This is a genomic window from Bifidobacterium indicum, from assembly GCF_036987015.1.
Lineage (GTDB): Bacteria > Actinomycetota > Actinomycetes > Actinomycetales > Bifidobacteriaceae > Bombiscardovia > Bombiscardovia indica.
Genome location: NZ_BTXM01000001.1, coordinates 244,702 through 265,265, shown reverse-complemented (window position 1 = coordinate 265,265; position 20,564 = coordinate 244,702). Strand labels below are relative to the sequence as shown.

The following is a 20,564-nucleotide window of genomic DNA, read 5'->3' as shown; positions in this document are numbered from 1 at the left end:
CCTTACGGGCCTTGGCCAGGGACCGGGCACGCAGTATTCTGAACACCTCCGGGTGAAGCCAGCTGAGCCTATCCTGCCTGGATCCGCCGGCCCCGTCCTCACCCGCGGGTGAGGATCCCGAGCCCTGGTATTCCGGTAAGTCCCTGGATAAGGGCTGTTCCTGAGTAGAGGCCGCCTCCGGGGGCGGGGTCGTGTTGGGCCTTGGAAAATCACCGTGAAGGAGGAGCCCCCGTGATTCCAGTGATCCCAGCTCCCGACGGACCAGGGCCAGGCCCAGCCCCAAGTGCTCGGCCAGCACCTCGGTGCCGAAGGGACCGTGCGTGGCTGCATACTGGAGGACCAGATCATCAAACTGGTCACCGTCTCCGGCCGAGGTGCCGCCCCCGGCCATACCGGAGGGGTCCTGGTCTTCCGTCAAGGCACCCCGGTCCTGATCCTGTTCGAAGGCCCGCCTACCGAAAACCGCCAGGATGCGCTCCTGGTGGCCTGACCAGATCCATTGCTCCTTCCCGGCCATCCTGATCCGCTCAACCCGCTTATCTGCCGCCAGGGATGCCAACATGTCCTGGACCTCGTCGACATCACCGGAGGGACGCATCCTGAGCACGATCCGGTCAAGGCTGAGCGGTCCCAGGACCCTGAGGAGGTCGGCGAGTCCCTCTTCGCCCCTGGCCCCTCGATCCAGGGCCAGACGTTGCAGTTCGGACTCCACCTGGTCAACCACGTCCTGGTCCAGGAGGGCGGTCATGTTGACCCGGCCGATCATGGACTCCAGGACCTCCGGGTCCATGGAGAGGACGGCCGAGTCCCGCTCGGCACGGGGCATGTCGTACTGGTACATGAAGTTGGCCAGATACCCGAAGAGGAGGTTGGAGGCCATGGGCGAGGGGGACTCGGTCCGGGCCTGGACCATCCCTACCCGCCCCGATTCCAGGTCGGTCATGAGGTCGAGCAGGGCAGGCATGTCGTAGACATCCTGGAGGCACTCCCGCATGGTCTCGACCACCAGGGGAAAGCCCTGCTTCTTCAAGGCGGCATCCAGAAGCTGGGAGGCCTTGAGCCGCTGTTGCCAGAGGGGGACCCTCCTGCCGGGTTCGGTCCTGGGCATGTAGAGGGACCGGGCCGCGCACTGCCGGAAGCGGGTCTGGAAGAGGGCGGAACCGATCAGGTGGTCACGGACGGCCTCCTCGATCTGATCCGGCCTGAAGAGGAAGATCTCCTCATCGCTCATGTCCGCATCAGCCTGGGGAATCTGCACGAGGATCCCGTCATCGCCAGCCCAGACGGAACCGTCATACCCGCGCCTGCGGGACAGCCGAGCCGAGATGGCAAGAGCCCAGGGGTCGTGAACCCTCCTGCCGTAGGGCGAGTGCAGGATCAGCCGGATGTCCCCCTCCTCATTGGGGCACCGTTCCACAACCAGGGTCCGATCATCGGGGATCACCCCGGTGCTGGCCTCCTGCCTGGCCAGGAAAGCGGCCAGATTGTCGATCGAATTCCGATCCAGCCCATCGGAGGCCAGACGCTTGCGAACCGGCCCCACAAAGTCGGCCTGCCCAGGGACTGACCGTATGGCTGGTTCAAGGCCACGTCCCAGATCCCTGGCCAGGGCACCGACCCTGGCTCCGAATCCGGGATCCCGACCCAACCCGTCCCCGTGCCAGAAGGGCAAGCGGGCCGACCTGCCCGGCGCAGGAACCACAACCACCCGATCCCGGGTGATCTGCTGAATCAGCCAGGAGGTGGTGCCCAGGGTGATGACGTCTCCCTTACGGGACTCGTAAACCATCTCCTCGTCCAGCTCCCCCACCCGGCGGGGCTTGGAACCAGCCTCCTCCGGGGGCATGACAACGCTGTAGGTGCCGCGGTCGGGTATGGGTGCCGCCTGAGGTCACAGCCAAGCGCTGGGCCCCGGGACGGGCCTTGATCCTGCCGGTCTGCCGGTCCCGGACGAGGATCGGCCGGAAGGCCGTGAACCCTTCGGAGGTGAACTCGCCGCTGAGCATAGCCAGAACCGACCGGTATACCCGCTCATCCAGGGTTGTGAAGGGGGCCGCACGACGGACCAGGGCGTACCCTCCATGGACGCGGCGGCCACGGTCTGCTGGGCCAGAATGTCAAGGGGGTTGCAGGGGATGACGGTCGCCTCGATGTCCCCCTCCTCCATCCCCTCAGCGCTGGCCGTGCCCAGAAGTATCTGCTGGCGGGTCAGGGGAAAGAGCAGGGCATGGGAGACACCGCCCACCTGGTGGTCCGCCCTCCCAACACGTTGCAGGCCCGAGGCGATGGACAGGGGGGCATTGACCTGGACGACCAGATCGACCGACCCCATGTCGATGCCCAGTTCAAGGCTTGAGGTTGCCACCACGCACCGCAGCCGTCCTGCCTTGAGGTCCTGTTCCACCTGGTGGCGTCGCTCCTTGGAGACGGATCCGTGATGGGCCATGGCGATGGCCTGGGCGGGTTCCGCTCCCCCGGACCGCTCGGAGGTGGAGCCGGTAGCGGAGTCATAATGGGCCAGGCCCCTTGCCTCCGGCTGCTCTCCGGAACGGTCCTTGGCATACAGGTCGTTGAGCCGGGCGGTCAGACGCTCGGCCAGGCCGCGGGAATTGACGAAGACCAGGGTGGTCCTGTGGACCGGGACCTGGTCCAGCACAGCCCGCTCCACGGACGGCCATATGGATCCTGCGGCCCTCTGAACGTCGGGATCATCATGCCCGGAAGCCCCACCCGCGGCCAGGTCTTCCATATCGGCCAGCGGTTCGACCAGGTTCAATTCCATGGCGGCGGGAGTCTTGGGCTCGATAAGGGTGACAGGTCTGGCACCGCCCAGGAAGCGGGCAACCTCACTGGGTGGCTTGACCGTGGCCGACAGGCCGATGCGCTGGACAGGTTTCCCCACCAAGGCATCGAGACGCTCCAGACTCAGGGCCAGGTGGGCACCCCGTTTGTTGCCGGCCAGGGCATGGATCTCATCGACGATGACCGTATGCACCCCGGCCAGGGTCCTGCCGACCTTGGAGGTCAGCATCAGGTAGAGGGATTCTGGGGTGGTGACCAGGATATCCGGTGGATGGACGGCCAGGGCCCGGCGTTCGCGGGAATCCGAGTCACCCGATCGGACCCCGACCCTGACACGGGGAGTCTGACCGGCTCCGGACCCGTACTCCCTGGCGATGCCGGCCAGGGGGGCCTGGAGGTTCTTGGCCACATCCGACCCCAGTGCCTTCATCGGCGATATGTAGAGGATACTGACGCTCTTGGCCCCGGACAGCCCCTGCCCGGTACCGGCCTCCCCATTGCTTTTTGCGGACATGAGGGAGTCGATGGCCCAGAGAAAGGCCGACAGGGTCTTGCCGGACCCGGTGGGCGAGATGACCAGGACATCCCGACCCGAGCGAATGGCAGGCCATGCCTGGACCTGGGTGGGTGTGGGGCCATCGGCAAAGGCCGACCTGAACCAGGCCACCGTCTGCGGGGAGAACCCTTCCAGTCCATCCGACATGACCATCACTCCTCCCACTTCCGGCGGGTGGTGTTTGAAGCTCCGGAAGGGAGCAAAAGACTCGACACCGTTTGCACCGTGACCGCCACGCCGGACTCAGGGCCAATCAGGTATCGATCTTGCTTCGATCGAAATCATCGGCATTGTCCACTATGAACTGCTTGCGGGGCGGCACATCGTCACCCATGAGCAGGGGGAATATCCCGGCTGCCCGTTCGGCGTCCTCCATACGGATCCGACGCAGCATTCTGGTCCTGGGGTCCATGGTGGTATCGGCCAGCTGGTCGGCGTCCATCTCGCCCAGACCCTTGTAACGCTGGACATCGGGGTTGTAGTCGATGTGCTGCTTGCGCAGGTCGGCCAGCTTCCCCTCCAGCTCATCGTCCGAATAGGTGTAGATGAACTCACCCTTGTGCTTGCCCGCCAGGGCGATCCTATGGAGGGGCGGCACGGCCGCATAGACATGGCCATATTCGATCAGGGGGCGCATATAGCGGTAGAAGAGGGTCAGGAGGAGGATGCGGATGTGGGCCCCGTCCACGTCGGCATCGGTCATCATGATGACCTTGTTGTACCTGGACTGATTGATGTCGAAACCGGCGCCGGATCCGGCACCGACCACCTGGATGATGGAGGCGCATTCCTTGTTGGTCAGCATCTGGGAGAGCGAGGCCTTCTGGACGTTGAGGATCTTCCCCCTGATGGGCAGAAGGGCCTGGAACATCGAATTCCTGGCCGCCTTGGCCGTACCCAGGGCGGAGTCCCCCTCCACGATGAAGAGCTCGGCGATGTCATCATTGCCCGGCATGGAGTCGGAGAGCTTGGAGGGCATGGAGGCGGATTCCAGTGCGTTCTTGCGCCGGGTGACCTCCTTGGTCTTCCTGGCCTGGATGCGGGCGTGCATCTCACCGACGATCTTCTCCAGGACCCTGCCCGACTGCTCCTTGAAGCCCCGCCTGGCCCCGGTGATCATCTGACCGAACTGGTCATCGGTCATCCTGGTCACCAGGGGCTTGACCTGGGCAGTTCCCAGGACGTCCTTGGTCTGCCCCTGGAACTGGGGCTCGGCGATGCGGACCGTCACCACGGCCACCAGGCCTGCCAGGACATCGTCACGCTCGATCTTGCTGTGGGAATCCTTCAGGTTGACCTTGAGCCTGCGCGCATTGGCCTCGACGGCCTTGCGAACCTGGCGGGTCATGGCGTTCATGAATCCGTCCACGTGCATGCCGCCGCCGGGCGTGGCCACCACATTGACGAAGCTGCGGATGACCGAATCGTAGTCGTTGACCCAGCGCAGGGCTATATCCACCCCGCAGGTCCGTTCCACCTGCTCGGCATGGAGTTCCCCGTCAGGACCGACCTTCTGGGTCTCCTCCTGGTAGGTGGCCTCGCCGGTGATGTGCCAGACATCGCTGACGGGCTCCCCCTTGGAAAGGAAGTCGACAAAATCCTTGACACCGCCGGTGTGGAGGAACTCCTCGACACGACGGTGCCTGACCCCCTCGACCGGTTCCAGCATGGCCTGATCGGCCTGCTCGGTCGGGCCGGGGGCCACGTACCCCTGATCAGGCAAGTCAGAAGCCCCGTCACCCTGATCGGACAAGTCAGAAACCCCGGTCTTCTCTTTGCGCGTCTGAGCCGCGAAGGCCGACCCTGCTTCAGGTTCCTCCCCTGTGGAATCCACCGACGGTTCAGAAGGTGGATCAGAGTCGACGGGCCGGGAGGAATCATGATCAACCTCCAGCATCCGATCCTGGTCCAGGTCGCCCGTCGCCGGCACCTGTTCGTCGATGACCGTGATCTTCAGTCCGGGAACCAGGAAGCTGGTCTGCCTGACCCTGTCAATCAGCTGCTCATAGGAGAATTTCGCGGTGGAGTTGAAAATCTCAGGGTCGGCCCAGTACCTGACCCTGGTTCCGGTCTTGCGCTTGGACACGTTCCCGATGACCTGCAGAGGTGTGGGTCGGTTCTTTCTGGTGCGCTTGAAGGGGGAATCCGGCGTGGGATGCTCGGGATCCACATCCTGATAGACACCGGGATGGCCTTGGTGGAACTGCATCCGGTGCGTCTTGCCGTCCCTGTCGACCTCGACGTCCAGACGGGAGCTCAAGGCGTTGACCACCGATGAGCCTACACCATGCAGACCTCCTGCGGCATTGTAGGAGGCGTTGCCGAATTTGGCCCCGGCATGGAGCTTGGTCAGGACCACTTCAACACCGCTCAGGCCCGTCTTGGGCTCGATGTCGACCGGAATGCCACGACCGTTGTCATCCACCTCGATGGAACCGTCCTGATGGAGAATGACCGTGATCTCGGTGCAGGCCCCGGCCAGGGCCTCATCGACCGAGTTGTCGATGATCTCCCAGAGACAGTGCATGAGCCCCTGGCTGTCGGTGGTGCCGATGTACATGCCGGGGCGCTTACGTACCGCGTCCAGACCCTCCAGAACGGTCAGACTATTGGCGCCGTATGCCTTACCCGTCTCAGCCTTGCTGCCAGCCATTTTCCTCGCTGTCCACCTTAGAAACCGTGGGCAGGCCCCGCACGCCACTCCGGATGATTCCGGGCCGACCCGGGGAACCTGACCTCACCTACCGTCACCCATTTCTAGCAAGGGACCCCCGACAGGCGCCGGGTTTCCCCGCCTGACCTCACTGGTCCAGGAAGTCACGAAGGGTCTGCGAACGCGACGGGTGACGCAGCTTGGACATGGTCTTGGATTCGATCTGTCGAATGCGCTCACGGGTGACCCCGTATACCCTGCCGATGTCATCCAGGGTCTTGGGCTGGCCGTCCTCCAGGCCGTAGCGCATCTTGATGACACCAGCCTCCCTGGGGCTGAGGGTTTCCAGGACCTGCTTGAACTGTTCCTGGAGGAGGGAGAAGGCCACCGCATCCGAGGGGGCGATGGCATCCGTATCCTCGATCAGGTCCCCGAACTCGGAATCGCCGTCCTCTCCCAGGGGTGTGTGGAGGGAGATGGGCTCTCGGCCGTACTTCTGAACCTCCTGGACCTTCTCGACCGGCATGTCCAACTCCCGGGCCAGTTCGTCCGGGGTGGGCTCACGGCCCAGGTCCTGCAGCATCTGGCGTTGGACGCGGGAGAGCTTGTTGATGACCTCGACCATATGGACGGGCACGCGTATGGTACGGGCCTGGTCGGCCATGGCCCTGGTGATGGCCTGACGAATCCACCATGTGGCGTAGGTGGAGAATTTGTATCCCTTGGTGTAGTCGAACTTCTCCACCGCGCGGATCAGACCCAGGTTGCCCTCCTGGATCAGGTCCAGGAAGAGCATGCCACGGCCGGTGTATCGTTTGGCCAGGGAGACGACCAGACGAAGGTTGGCCTCCAGGAGGTGGTCCTTGGCCTTCTTCCCGTCGTTGGCCGCCCACTTGAGCTCACGCCGACGCTTGAATTCCATCCCCTCGCCCTCGGTGTCCAGCAGATGTTGGGCATAGAGGCCGGCCTCGATGCGTTCGGACAGGTCCACCTCCTGCTCGGCGTTCAGCAGGCTGACACGGCCGATCTGCTTCAGGTAGTCCTTGACCGGGTCCGCCGTGGCACCGGCGGTGACCACACGGCGCTTGGGGTTGCCGGAGGGAGTGACATTCTCGTCGTCCTCGGCATCATCGACGACGAAGGCGCCCTTGACCTTGGCGGCCATCTCGTGGGCGGCCTTCCGGTCCTTCTCGGCCTCCTCGAGGACGTCGCGGGCCTCGTCCTCCTCCTCGTCGTCTTCTCCGGGCTCATCCTCCAGCTGGTCCTGGTCCTTGTCCAGCTCATCGGGCTCCAGGTCATCGTCCTCTTCGAGGGTGGTGTCATCGAACTCGTCCTCGCCGGTCCGGTCCTCCAGGGCCGTGTCTTCAAGAGGCCTGGTGGCCTGCTTGCCGGCCTTGGCCGAGGTGCTCTTCCTGGTCGTCTTCTTGGCGGACCCGGCCTTGGCCTCAGAAGGCTTGGAGGAGGATGTCTTGTTGCCGGCGGACTTGGCACTCCCCTTCTTAGAACCTGCCTTGGCGGGTTCCTCCCTGACGGATGCACCGGCCTTGGTGGAAGCGGACCTGGTGGCTGTCGTCTTCTTGGCGGTTGACTTGGCCGCTGTTGTCTTCCTGGCAGAGGATTTCCTGGCTGTCGACGCCGCCGTGGTCTTGTTTGTGTTCCTGCCCTTGGCCTGGGTCCCAGTCTTGGCCTTGCCGCCCTTTTCACTCCGGTCGGTACCGGAAGTCGCGCGGGTCTTGCCCTTCTCGGTGTCCACCTCGGCTGTCTCGACTGACTTGGTGTCCTTAGCGGCCAAATTATCCTCCTGAGATATACCCACCCTGCAAACCGTCCTATGGGCACAGCTGTGGCAAGGTCAAATCCATGACTCAATACAGTGAACCATTTCCGTGGGACGATTATTCCCGATTCAGCCGGATTCCTTCCAAGCCGGCAGGATGCCGTGAATCGTAAGGCTGAGCACGATGGCTGCCAGACTGCACTGCCCGTCATCCTCCAGGGCCTTCTGAGCCGTGTCGGCGGCCTCATCCCCACCCATCCACCAGAGGGCGTAGGCGGCCACGGCCCGGGATTGGGCCTTATGCCCCGGGCACATGAACCGGGCCATCTTGTCCAGAAGAAGGAGTCCTGCCCGACACCTGGACAGGTTGGGATGAAAGCGCCTGTCCTTGAAGGCCGAATCCAGGGTCTCACAGAGAAGGGCGACGTTGTCCGGCCTATGGGGCCGCAGACAAAGATCAAGAAGTCTGGAGAAGTCCAGGTCATCCCTGGTATACATCAAGGAAACGATCAGCCCATCACGGATGGGCAGGGTTTCACCGATCAGTATTCCCAGAACCGCCATGTCCTTCCTGGTCATGCCCCTGCCATCACCCATCCCCCGGGTTTGCTCATCCGCATCGTCCTGATTTGCCGAATCGGATCGGTTGCCAAGACCGGTCAGAACCTCCACCCCGGCCTGGTCACCTGCATCGGCGCACTCACCCGCATCGGTCCGTGCCTCCGTACCGGCCACCTTAAGGACCGAGAACCAGGTTTTGAGTGGCGCCTGCAGCCAGGCCCTGTCGGCCTCCTCGACCCCGGATTCCCTCCTGGTCGCCCGGTACCGGGTCAGAATGGATTCCTTCTGGGATGGGGAAAGAACCTCACGCAGATCCAAGGTCTCGACCCATGCCTCAACTGAATTTCCCTGTGTCATTTATGGCCCCTCCCGACCTGCCGATCTGCTTCCTGCCCGCGGGGATTGCAACCGTGGACCACCGGAACCGCTTGGTTTCGTGTGTACAGCCTGTCATCGGCAGCGGAAGGATGCACGCCTTTACAGGTAATGTGGTCGAGCGTGGCAGCCCATCCACAGGAGGATTCTCCTTTCCCTGAACAAATCAGGCCATCTTCCCGAGCAGTCATGCGACCAGAGTGGAATACCCCTCCTGTCATGAGGAGCCTGATGCCTGGGGATATCTGCGGATAGGCTCATACCTATGGACACCCTCACACCCCAGGCCATCGAAGAGCACATGAGCGAACTGGTCGAGGCCTGCCGCCAGGACCTCCATGACAGCGCAGGAAAAGGCGGTCCAGTCCCCACATCCATCCGCACACTGGATGCGGTCTGGGCCGAAGCGGGTTTGGCAGGCAGAGGCGGCAAACGGCTCAGGGCCCTCCTCCTGTGGGATTCCTACCGGGCGGCCAGCACAAGGGAAGGGAAAACCGACCAGACAGACCAGGCGACCTTCGATCTTGCCTGCGCCCTCGAGGTATATCAGACCAGTGCCCTGGTCCATGATGACATCATCGACAATTCCCCCCTCCGCCGCGGCAGACCATCCGCCCACAGGGTGTTGTCGAACCTGACAGACCCCGGGAGCAAACCAGACCAGGCCACCTCGGCAGAGCGTCCGGCTCCCGGAACCGCAACGCCCAGGGGTCAAGGATTAGGCATCCTGCTGGGAGACCTCCTGGCCACCGCCAGCACCGATATGGCCTCCAAGGCCGCCTCCGCCCTGCCTTCGTGCGGGGAGATACTCAAGACCTTCCTGGATATGCAGACCGCCGTGGAGACCGGACAGGTCCTCGACATGGGCATGGAGGTCATGCCCCTGGACCATCCCGACCAGCTGGAACGGGAGGCCCTGAGGACCATGGGATGGAAGACCGCCTCCTACACGGCCATGGCCCCCCTGGCACTGGGGCTGATGGCAGGCGGCATCGACCCGGACCAGTCCCGCAAGCTGTCCTACGACCTGGGATTGGACCTTGGACTCCTTTTCCAGCTCAGAGACGACCTGATGGACGTGGTGGGCCGCAGCGACCAGACCGGCAAACCCCAGGGCGGCGACATCCTGGAGGGGAAGCGTACCGTCCTCCTGGCCGATACCCTCTCCCTGGTCGATCCGGCTGACGCGGCAAGACTCAGGGAGACCTATGCGGCCCCCCACCGCACACCGGATCAGGTGGACTGGACCCGTCACCTGATGGAAACCAGCGGGGCAGTGAAGAAAAGCCGCCGGCGCCTGGACCGTCTCTCGCAGTCGGTCCAGGCGGGAATCAGCACCCTCAGGCAGGAGCTGTCCATGAACGAGGAACAAGGTTCGATCATCGAGGAGGCCTGCCGCCGTTTTATGCCCGATGCTCCGGCTCCCGGGTATCATGGGCATGGATTTGATGAACAATGAGGCTGAACCGGCCTCCCAGGGACCAGAAGGCCATACGATACCAGCATGAGTGAAGCGGAAGATACGACCAGGGACCGGGTCATCGACGGCCGCTACCGCATCCTGCGCAAGGTGGCAGAGGGTGGGATGGCCACCGTCTATGAGGCTCTGGATGAACGGTTGAACCGCCATGTGGCGGTCAAGGTCATACATACCCAACTGGCCCAGGGCCCGCATCGCGCCCAGTTCGAGCAACGATTCCGCCGGGAGGCACAATCGGCCGCTGCGATAGCCAATCCCCACATCGTCCAGGTCTATGACACCGGCCTCTTTAAGGGACTGGACTATCTGGTCATGGAGTATGTGCACGGTATCAGTCTGCGCCAGGAGATGGGCCGTCAGGGCACCTTCACCCTGCGGGAGACCATGCGCATCCTGGGTGAGATCCTCGACGGGCTCTCTTCGGCCCACCAGGCCGGTGTGGTCCACCGAGACATCAAACCGGAGAACATCCTGATAAACGACCGGGGCCATGTGGAAATCACCGACTTCGGTCTGGCCCGGGCCACCTCCCAGGCCACCCTCTCCTCGACCGGCATGCTTCTGGGAACCGCCGCCTACCTGGCCCCGGAAACCATCGAGGACAACCAGGCAACCACCCAGGGCGACCTCTATGCGGTGGGAATCATCGCCTACGAGATGCTGACAGGGGCGGTCCCCTTCGCCGGTCAGAACCCGGTCACCATCGTCTTCAAACACGTCCACGAAGACGTACCCGCCCTGACCCGGGTCTGTCCCGGCATCGATCCATCCGTTTCGGACCTGGTCTCACGCTTGACCAGGCGTTCCATCGAGGGCAGACCCAAGGATGCCACCCAGGCCCTGACCGAACTGAACAGGGTCCAGCGTGGATTGGACATGCAGGCCCTCCAGTTCATCGTGCCCGCCCCGGAGGTACCTGTGCCAGAGGCCGGTGCTGATGACCTGCAGACGACCGCGGCCGCATCCCGGGAAGCATCAACCCCGGCGCAGACCGACCAGCATGATGCCACCATCGCCATGGACCAGCCGGTCTCCCCTATCTCACCCGTTCCCGTGCCTCCCCAGGAGTCCGGCCGAAACTTGGCAGGAAGCGCGGACCCGATGGGAACCCGCCGGTACCTGTTGAACCATGTCAACCCTGAACGGACCCAGGTCATGCCTGCCATGACCACAGACCAGGCCAGGACCGTCCAAGGCGGGAACGACACCCACGTCCAGGGCCTCCAGACCGGAACAGCACACCTGGCCCAGTATGCGGCAATTCTCCCCGCGGGTTCCGGAAACCCCAAGGGTCGGAAGCATCGCGGCCTGGTTATCACCCTGATCGTCATCCTCGTCATCGCCCTGGCAGGAGGCGGTGGTGGTGCCTGGTGGTACTTCTTCGGCCCGGGCAGCTACCGCATCCTGCCCAAGCCGGATGATGTCGCCTGTGCGCAGGACCAGGACTGCAAGGTGATCGGCGCCGACTTCGCCAAATACGCCCGCACCCTCAAGGTTTCGGGAATCGATGTCGATACCGCATACGACTACAGCGACCGTGTGGCCAAGGGTGCCATCATGGCCGCAGATCCGGATACGGTCGGCGCCCGTGTCAGCAAACGTACCGGTCGGCTCAATCTCACCGTCTCCAAGGGCGTTCGCCGGGCCACGGTGCCGGAGGACCTGCTCACTGCGGGCACCCCCGAAGGCAAGGACCCTGAAAAAGCCTTGAGAGCGGCCGGATTCAGCAGGATCGATCATGACCGGTCCAAGGACCAGTACTCAATGGATGTACCCGAGGGGGCGGCCATTTCAGTGGACCCGGTCCCTGGCACCACAACCCGGCACGATACCAGGGTCACCCTGGTCCTCTCCAAGGGGAGGATGCCTGTGGCCATGCCCGATATCGTCGGTAAGAGCAAGGAAGAGACCAATGCGGCTCTTGAGGCCCTCCACCTCAAAGTCACCTACAGCCAGGACTGGTCCGACAAGGTGCCCCGAGACACGGTGATTTCCGCCTCCCACCAGGCCCAGGAACAGCTCCATTGGGGAGATACCGTCAGCGTGGTGATTTCCAGGGGGCCACAGGTGATCACCATGCCTGATGTCAAAGGCAGGAGTCAGGACGAGGCCACGAGGATCCTGGAAGGGTACGGCCTCAGGGTCAACATCTCCGCCCCCTTGGGCAATCTGACCCACACGGTCCGATTCCAGGACCCCAACCCCGGCAGCCAGGTCAGAGTTGTCACGGGTGACGGTTCGCCATCCGTCGTGACCCTGACCGTGGTCTGAACGATTCGGCTCCGAGTACGGCCACCTCCTCGGCGACCCCTATGGGTCAGTCCTGTACTTCCTTGGCCTGACGCGCCTTGATGACCTGAGCGTAGACGTCCACGTACTGTTGCCCGCTCATCTCCTGAATCTCCTGCATGATTCTGTCGGTCAGGTTCCGGACCTCCTCATGGGTCAGTCTGTTGACCGGAATATAGGGCACGATGATGGGCTTGCCGAAAATGACCCGGGACCTGCCCCGGTGGGGAAGCACACGTCCGGGTTCCTGAAGCTCCCTGGTGCCGATGATGGCCGCGGGCACCACGGTGGTACCGGTCTCGAAGGCCAGCCGGGCCACACCGGTATGCCCCCGGTAGAGTCTGCCGTCAGGGCTGCGTGTACCCTCCGGATGGATGCCGAAGATGTGCCCATGCTCCAGTATGGATCGGGCCGTCTCCATGGCCCCCAGCGACTTGGAACCACCCGACCTGTCGACAGGAAAGACACCCACTGAACTGAACCACCACTTCTTGAACCTGCCCTTGAGACCCTTGCCATTGAAATACTCGGCCTTGCCCATGAAGTGAATCATCCTGGGGCAGGTGATGGGCAGGAGGGCATCATCGATGACCGCCAGGTGGTTGGAGGCGATGATGACGGCTCCGTTCTCGGGAATGTTCCCCGTGCCTTCGACGGTCGGCTTGAACCAGATACGCGCCAGGGGGCCGAGCAGTTTGACGAAGAACCAGTACAGCACAAGGACTCCTTGGTAGCGGATGCCTTCCGCCGAGGTTACGATGGGTACATGACCGAGCACAAGAATAACAACGCCGGGGAACAGTATAACAGCGGGGAGGGAACCGGCGCCGAACAGGGTGACGAGGCCTGGGAGGACTTCCTGAACTCGCACGCCGACGAGTTGGATGCTCTGGAATCATCCAGGACGGCCAAGAAGTTCGAGAAACAGGCCCGCAAGTCCGAGAAACAGACGGCCCTGAAAGCCGAGGACCTGAATCGGGACTCTTTCGTGGGCGGGACCGGGCCCCGTGATTTTCGGGGCAACAGCTGGCTGGACACCGACGAGGTCATGGACCAATCGTCGATCTTCACCCCGCCAAACCCGGACCTGAGCGACCTGGGCAGGAGCCGTATCATCTTCATCATCTTGACTGTATTGGGGCTGGTCTGCTTCCTCCTGACCATCTTCACCCCGCGCTGGTCCGGACTGACCGGCACCCTGGCGGGGCTCCTCCTCCTGATTGGCATTGCCGGGCTGATTATCGACAGGAAGCATTTCCGGGATGCCTCCAGCGGTCTTTTCGATGATGACGATCGCATCTACCGACGTTGACACTGGAGGACCATGCTGATTCATGCCCTGCCGGAGAGCCACCCGGCAGGGCATGAATCAGCATGGTGCCGTTGTCCTGAAGTCAGTTGCATCGACCGGCGCAGGGCTGTATTCCAAGATGGTCGAGATCGCCCGCGGCTCGGATCAGTCCTGGTCCGAGGAAGACCGGGCAGCTTGGGCACCTTGGATCCACTCGGCTAACAGGGAGGCGGCCCTGCCCTGGTCCACAACCTCTGCTGCCAGCTGGTAGGCCTGGCCGAAACGGGTGGTCAGGTCGGTCCCGGGACCGGCGTCGATCTGCGAACCATCAGCAACGATGGCCGATGCGGCATTGAGCAGAGCCGTGGAACGGGAAGGAACGGACTTGCCAGCCAGGAAGTCCCTGACGACATTGGCGTTGAAGGCGGGGTCACCACCGCGCAGGTCGTCCAGGTCGACGGGGTCGAGACCCAGCTCCCTGGCGGGGTCGAACGACCGCTCCTCCACCTGGCCCTGGTGGATCTCCCAAATGGACACCGGACCGGTCGGGGCCATCTCGTCAAGCCCCTCAGCCGAGGTGTAGACCATGCCCTCCTGGCCGCGTGAGGCATAGACCTGGGCCATCATGGGACTGAGCTGGCGCTGGGCGCACCCGATGGCCACGTACCGGGGCCGGGCCGGGTTGGTCAGGGGTCCAAGGAGGTTGAAGACGGTCGGAATGCCCAGGGCCGAACGGACGGGGCCCACAAACCGCATGGCAGGGTGGAAGGTCTTGGCGAAGGCGAAGGTGATGCCGAACCGATCGGCCATGGCCGCCACCTCTCGGGGAGACAGGTCCAAAGGAAGACCAAGCTGCTCCAGGCAGTCGGCTGTTCCGCTCTTGCTGGAAGCGGCCCGGTTCCCATGCTTGACGATCCTGACCCCAGCCGCGGCGGCGACGATGGCTCCCATGGTCGACAGGTTGACCGTTGCGGCCCCGTCCCCGCCGGTACCGACGATATCGGTCACGTCGCCGCTGACCCTCAGCGGTACCGCATGGCCCACCATGGCCTTGGCCGCCCCCTCGACCTCCTGACTGGTCAGCCCCAGGGCCGACTGCATGGCGAGTACGGCGCCCACCTGGACCGGGTCGGCGTTCCCGTCCATGAGATCGTTCATGTACCACTCGGTCTCATCCGAACTCAGGTGTCGACCGGACACCAGCGAGTTCAGGATGGATTTCCATGTAGGTGGCCGCATGATGACTCTTTCCTTTGGTTGGGAGACGTGAGGTGCGTCGCTGTTTGCTCTAGGTTTACTCCCCTGCACTCAACCGCCTCAGGGGCGTCCCATATGATGGTCAACCCTTGACCGGCATATGGAAACGGCCATTACCCATGGGGCAATGGCCGTCCATTGAATCATCAGCCTTGAGGTTCAACACCCGCTGACCGGTACCGTCACTTCTCGTTCTGGCCGTGGCACATCTTGTACTTGCGACCGGAACCGCAGGGGCAGGGAGCGTTCCTGGAGGTACCGGGGAAGGTCCTGCCATCGGCCCAGGGAGAGTGCTCCTCTTCGGCCTTGGGGCGCTTGCTGACCGGAACCTTGCCCTCGGCATGGCTCAGGGGTTCGGGACCGAGCACAGCGGGGCCGGGCTCATTTCCCTCGGATCCGTCCTCATCCTCGGATTCCTTCTTCTCCCTGGCCACCTGGTCGATTTCGGCATCCTCATCCTCGGTGTCGGGTTCCTCAGGCGCCTCGTAGCTGACTTCCTCCGAATCGTCCTCATCTTCTGATGCGCTCTTGCCTTCATCCCGATCGGACAGGTCCTCGCCGTCCTGGCTGGAATCCTGCTTACGGGCAAGCTCCTCGGCCTCCTGGCTGGCGGCGATCTGGGAGAGGTCCACGTTGAAGAGGAGCTGGACGCTCTCCTCCTTGATGGCATCGATCATGGAGTTGTACATCTGATACCCCTCGCGCTGGTACTCGACCAAAGGGTCACGCTGGCCCATGCCACGCAGGCCGATACCGTCCTTGAGGTAGTCCATCTCATAGAGGTGCTCGCGCCATTTGCTGTCGAGGACCGACAGGACCACCTGGCGCTCCAGCTGGCGGGTGCCCCTTTCGCCCAGCTCCTCCTCACGCTCATGGTAGATGTCCTCGGCATCCCCGAGGACCTTCTCCAGGAGGGCCTTGACGGCCTTGTCTCCCTTGGTGCCCTCCAGGGACTTCATGGTCTCTTCCTGGTCCAGGGTGATCGGATAGACCGAGGCCAAGGCCTTCCAGAGCCCGTCCGCATCCCAATCCTTGGGCTTGTCGGAGCCCTTCTGGGCGCCGCGGATATAGGACTCGATGGTCTCCTTGATGAAGCGCATGACATCGTCATGGATATCCTCACCCTGGAGGACGGCCTGACGCTCGGCATAGATGACCTTGCGCTGCTTGTTCATGACGTCGTCATACTTCAGGACGTTCTTACGAATCTCATAATTGCGGGATTCCACCGACTTCTGGGCGTTGCGCACACCCTTGGAGACGCTCTTGGACTCGATGGGCTCACCCTCCGGCAGGCCGGACGACATGACCCTGGCCACCAGCTGGGTGTTGAAGAGCCGCATCAGGTCATCCTCCAGGCTCAGGTAGAAGCGGGACTCGCCCGGGTCTCCCTGACGGCCGGAACGGCCACGCAGCTGGTTGTCGATTCGACGGGACTCGTGGCGCTCGGTGCCCAGAACGTAGAGACCGCCAAGCTCGACGACCTCCTCATGCTCGTCCTTGACCTGCTCCTTGACCTCGTCCAGGGTCTTCGGCCAGAGCTTCTCGTATTCCTCCGGGGTGTCGTCCGGGGAGTAGCCCTGCTCCTTGAGCTGCTGATCGGCCAGGAACTCCACGTTGCCGCCGAGCATGATGTCGGTACCACGACCGGCCATGTTGGTGGCCACGGTCACGGCGCCCTTGCGACCGGCCACGGCCACGACCGAGGCCTCACGGGCATGTTGCTTGGCATTGAGGACCTGGTGGTCGATTCCGGCCACATCAAGCAGGGAGGAGACCACCTCGGAGGACTCGACCGAGGCCGTACCCAGGAGGACCGGCTGGCCCTTGGCATGGCGCTTGGCCACATCCTTGACGATGGCGGTCAGCTTCTCCTTCTTGGACCGGTAGATAAGATCATCCTGGTCCTTGCGGATCATCGGCTTGTTGGTGGGAATCGGCAGGACGCCCAGCTTGTAGGTGTTCATGAACTCGGCGGCCTCGGTCTCGGCCGTACCGGTCATGCCCGCCAGCTTGTCATACATGCGGAAGTAGTTCTGCAGGGTGATGGTGGCGAAGGTCTGGTTCTCGGCCTTGACCTCGACACCCTCCTTGGCCTCGATGGCCTGGTGGAGGCCCTCATTGTAGCGGCGGCCCTTGAGCAGACGGCCGGTGTGCTCGTCGACGATCAGAACCTCGCCGCCCTGGACCACGTAGTCGCGGTCGCGCAGGAAGAGTTCCTTGGCCTTGATGGCATTGTTCAGGTAGCCGATGAGGGCCGTGTTGGCGGGCTCGTAGAGGTTGTCGATGCCCAGATAATCCTCGATCTTGGTGATGCCGGGATCCAGGATGCCGACAACCTTCTTCTTCTCGTCGACCTCGTAGTCCTCGTCACGGTTGAGCTTGGGGACCAGTTTGGCGAACTGACGGTACCAACGGGTCACATCGCCCTCGGCCGGCCCGGAGATGATCAGAGGGGTACGGGCCTCGTCGATCAGAATGGAATCCACCTCGTCAACGATGGCGAAGTGGTGGCCACGCTGGACCAGATCGGCCTTGTCCCAGGCCATGTTGTCGCGCAGGTAGTCGAAGCCGAACTCGTTGTTGGTTCCGTAGGTGATGTCCGCCTGATACTGCTTGCGGCGTTCTGTCGGCTTCTGGTCGGTGATGATGCAGCCGACGCTCATCCCCAGGAAACGGAAGATACGGCCCATGAGTTCGCTCTGGTAGGAGGCCAGGTAGTCGTTTACCGTGACCACGTGGACACCCTTGCCCTCCAAGGCGTTCAGGTAGCTGGGCAGGGTGGCGACCAGGGTCTTGCCTTCACCGGTCTTCATCTCGGCGATGTTCCCCCAGTGGAGGGCGGCGCCACCCATGAGCTGGACATCGAAGTGACGCTGGCCCAGGGTTCGCTTGGAGACCTCGCGGACGGTGGCAAAGGCTTCTGGCATCAGGGAATCAAGGGACTCGCCCCTGTCCAGACGCTCCTTGAATTTCGCCGTCTGGCCTTTCAGTTCTTCGTCTTCCATGGCGGAGATCTTGTCCTCTAGGGCATCGGTCGCATCGGCGACTCCCTGAAGCTTATGGATCTGCCGTCCCTCACCCATACGAAGGACCTTGTCCAAGACTGATACCACGTTGCGCTCCCTACACGTTCATTCAATCCCCCGTTACACCATCATGTACCGACGGAGGCCCAGACTTTCACCATATTACGCGAATGCACAGATTTTCACTAGGCATACCGTGGGCGACCGACGCGATGCCCGGATACGGGTATCCCCGGACCCGTATCCAACCTCCCGCGCCGACCCGAACGACCTCCCTGGAGGCTCGACGAACCCGCCAGCCCGGGCCGTCCAATCGGCCACCCGGAACTGACGGGCCCAGTCGGTATCCCTACCTTGATTACTTCTTGCCCACATGCTCAGGGGTGTCGATTTCGAAGACACCATAGCTCCATCCATGCCTGCGGTAGACCACGGAGGGACGGTGGGTCTCCTTGTTGACGAAGAGGAAGAAGTCGTGACCTATCAGCTCCATCTCATACAGGGCCTCGTCAATGCTCATGGGCTCGGCAATGTGCAGCTTGCGGCGGATGACTATAGGGGTGTCGCCCACCTGGACCTCCACGGACTGACCTGGCTCCAGGTCGGATGCCACGGCATCCTGGGCGCTGTTGTCGGGATCGGGAGCCGACACCTCCTCGGGTCGCCGGGGTTCCTCGGGCAGGACTTCGACCGGCAGGGGGGCATGGTCCAGACCACGACGGTGGTCCTTGCGGCGATCACGCGCACGACGCAGGCGCAGGGTGAGCTTGTCAAGGGCCATGTCGAGGGCGCTGAACTCGTCGGCGCTGGAGGCCTCGGCACGAATCACGGTCTTGCCGGCCAGAACGGTCAGCTCGACCCTTTTGGCGCTATCGGCCTGACGGGGATTGCCCTCATGGGTCAGCACGACCTGAATGCGCTGGGCATCAGGAGCGATGGCTGTTACACGATTCATCTTGCTTTCGACGACTTCACGGAACCGCTGCTTGATCTGGGTGTGACGTCCGGTAATGACGATCTCCATGAGAATCTCCTTGCATTCGTAAGCGGCCGGGCCGCTGGTGCGACGGCGGGAAAAGTCGCCGTCGACTGTATTTCCGATTGTAGCTGAAAAGGATAGACGAACCGGCAAATCCCACCCGTGGTCCTCCGGCACGGCCAGTCAGGACAACCGACACTCCATGGTGCGCACCCATGCGCATATGCAATCAGGATCGGCACCCGTCGCTCGGTTGGGATAGGCTGACCACTCGAGACCTCTCGATGGCCGCGGTCATTCCTCTTGGGAATGGCTGAGGAACTTCCGGGCTCCATAGAGCACGATGGCGGATAACGTCCGCCCAGGGCGACCTGAGAGATAGCGCAACAGAGAACAGACCGCCTGTCCCTAGGGCAGGTAAGGGTGAAACGGCGGTGCAAGAGACCACCGGGCCGCTGGTGACAGCGGTTGCATGGCAAGCCTCATCGGGAGCAAGGCCAAGCAGAAGGCATTCAGGGGTTGCTCGTCCCGCCTTCGGGTAGGCCGCTAGAGCCTGGCGGCAACGTCAGGTCGAGATGGATGGCCATCCTTCCGTCGGATCCATTCGGCGGATGACAGAACCCGGGGTATATGAGAGGTCTCATTTCATTGCACCCCTGCTACAGCCTGGCCTCGACCACCTCAATCGGACTCGACCAGGAGGTCATTGGCCACCCGGGTCAGAAGGGACGGGTCGTGGCCCTTCCGCGATCCGGCACTCCAGAGGCGGCGTTTGCGGACCCGAAGATCAAGACCTTCGGTCCTCTTGGCGACCTTGCGACCCAGCTCGTAGGCGGAGTCCACAAAGAGTCCCTCTTCAGCCGCCTGGGCTATGACCTCCTCGGACAGGGTACGATTCAACCCCTTCCGGGTCATCTCATTGAGGACACCACGCTCCCCCATGGTGCGATGAAGACATGAGCGCAGGAGATCCTGGGCATAGCTGCGATCGTCAAGAAGGCACAACCGGGTAAGCCTGGCTATCACCTGTTCGATGGTCGGCTCATCAAAACCCTTCCTGGACAAGCGCTGCGCCAAGGCTCCACTGGACCGGGCGGCAGCGTCCAAGAGGGTCAGGGCCGCTTCACGACAGGCATCCACATCGTCTGCATCGGCACGGACATCCGGATTCGTCATCCCACCGGCACCAAATCCACCGGCCTTGGGCTCACGTACCGGATACCGGCGCCTGCCCCTGCGCTTGGACCTGGTCCGGCGGCTCCCAGTCTCGTCATCGGCGCTGCCTGCAGCTGAATCACCAGCATGGGACCCCAACCGGCCACATGTATGCAGATGAGCATCCTCCACCCAGGTGTCGGACACAAGTACGGCAGGAGACGGCAGATGCGGTTCCTCCACGGACCCGTGTTCAGACGGAGACCGCTCAGGGGAATTCTCTCCGTGGTCGGCACGAGCTTCCACCTGGGCATGGCCAGTCTGACCATGGGCTCTTCCGGCCTCGTCTTCGGCGAGAGC

10 protein-coding genes, 1 other RNA gene and 3 pseudogenes are annotated in these 20,564 nt (G+C 63.0%); 4 read left to right on the top strand and 10 right to left on the bottom strand.

What is annotated here, in order from left to right; translation table 11 throughout:
- Positions 1–505 precede the first annotated feature (505 nt).
- The 4 genes and pseudogenes from AACP59_RS01015 to AACP59_RS01000 form a co-directional block, all read right to left on the bottom strand.
- Positions 506–3,505 (bottom strand): annotated as a pseudogene (locus AACP59_RS01015) (DEAD/DEAH box helicase); the annotation flags it as partial.
- 106 nt (positions 3,506–3,611) lie between these two features.
- Positions 3,612–6,011, bottom strand: coding sequence for a DNA gyrase/topoisomerase IV subunit B (locus AACP59_RS01010; protein ID WP_339349423.1), 2,400 nt, complete (start codon positions 6,009–6,011; stop codon positions 3,612–3,614).
- A 148-nt stretch (positions 6,012–6,159) separates the two neighbouring features.
- The gene (locus AACP59_RS01005) at positions 6,160–7,803 is read right to left on the bottom strand and encodes an RNA polymerase sigma factor (protein WP_297316170.1); all 1,644 of its coding nucleotides are present in this window, start codon (positions 7,801–7,803) and stop codon (positions 6,160–6,162) included.
- 114 nt (positions 7,804–7,917) lie between these two features.
- Complete coding sequence (locus tag AACP59_RS01000) at positions 7,918–8,706, bottom strand: hypothetical protein (RefSeq protein WP_339349421.1); 789 nt, start codon at positions 8,704–8,706, stop codon at positions 7,918–7,920.
- A 283-nt stretch (positions 8,707–8,989) separates the two neighbouring features.
- Here AACP59_RS01000 and AACP59_RS00995 point away from each other — a divergent pair, with 283 nt between their 5' ends.
- Positions 8,990–10,183: a polyprenyl synthetase family protein gene (locus AACP59_RS00995; RefSeq protein ID WP_297316172.1), complete on the top strand. Its 1,194-nt coding sequence runs from the start codon at positions 8,990–8,992 to the stop codon at positions 10,181–10,183.
- Positions 10,184–10,228: 45 nt separating this feature from the next.
- Complete coding sequence (locus AACP59_RS00990; protein ID WP_339349418.1) at positions 10,229–12,475, top strand: protein kinase domain-containing protein; 2,247 nt, start codon at positions 10,229–10,231, stop codon at positions 12,473–12,475.
- A 46-nt stretch (positions 12,476–12,521) separates the two neighbouring features.
- Here AACP59_RS00990 and AACP59_RS00985 read toward each other — a convergent pair whose 3' ends face one another.
- Positions 12,522–13,211, bottom strand: a complete 690-nt coding sequence (locus AACP59_RS00985; RefSeq protein ID WP_297316174.1) for a lysophospholipid acyltransferase family protein — start codon at positions 13,209–13,211, stop codon at positions 12,522–12,524.
- Positions 13,212–13,259: 48 nt separating this feature from the next.
- Here AACP59_RS00985 and AACP59_RS00980 point away from each other — a divergent pair, with 48 nt between their 5' ends.
- Complete coding sequence (locus AACP59_RS00980; protein ID WP_339349417.1) at positions 13,260–13,805, top strand: hypothetical protein; 546 nt, start codon at positions 13,260–13,262, stop codon at positions 13,803–13,805.
- 144 nt (positions 13,806–13,949) lie between these two features.
- Here AACP59_RS00980 and trpD read toward each other — a convergent pair whose 3' ends face one another.
- The 4 genes and pseudogenes from trpD to hpf all read right to left on the bottom strand — a co-directional run bounded on the left by trpD (position 13,950) and on the right by hpf (position 19,094).
- On the bottom strand, positions 13,950–15,023 hold the full coding sequence (gene trpD, locus AACP59_RS00975) for an anthranilate phosphoribosyltransferase (protein ID WP_339349415.1): 1,074 nt from the start codon (positions 15,021–15,023) through the stop codon (positions 13,950–13,952).
- Between the two features lie 200 nt (positions 15,024–15,223).
- A pseudogene (locus AACP59_RS09570) lies at positions 15,224–15,409 on the bottom strand (SEC-C metal-binding domain-containing protein); the annotation flags it as partial.
- 257 nt (positions 15,410–15,666) lie between these two features.
- Positions 15,667–18,157 (bottom strand): annotated as a pseudogene (gene secA / locus AACP59_RS00970) (preprotein translocase subunit SecA); the annotation flags it as partial.
- A 271-nt stretch (positions 18,158–18,428) separates the two neighbouring features.
- Entirely contained in the window at positions 18,429–19,094 is a 666-nt protein-coding gene (hpf, locus tag AACP59_RS00965; protein WP_297317194.1) for a ribosome hibernation-promoting factor, HPF/YfiA family, read from the bottom strand.
- A gap of 227 nt (positions 19,095–19,321) precedes the next feature.
- On the opposite strand from hpf, the gene rnpB reads away from it, so the two are divergent.
- Positions 19,322–19,696, top strand: an RNA gene (gene rnpB, locus AACP59_RS00960) — RNase P RNA component class A.
- A gap of 34 nt (positions 19,697–19,730) precedes the next feature.
- Here rnpB and AACP59_RS00955 read toward each other — a convergent pair.
- Positions 19,731–20,225: a regulatory protein RecX gene (locus tag AACP59_RS00955; RefSeq protein WP_297317195.1), complete on the bottom strand. Its 495-nt coding sequence runs from the start codon at positions 20,223–20,225 to the stop codon at positions 19,731–19,733.
- Positions 20,226–20,564: the final 339 nt, after the last annotated feature.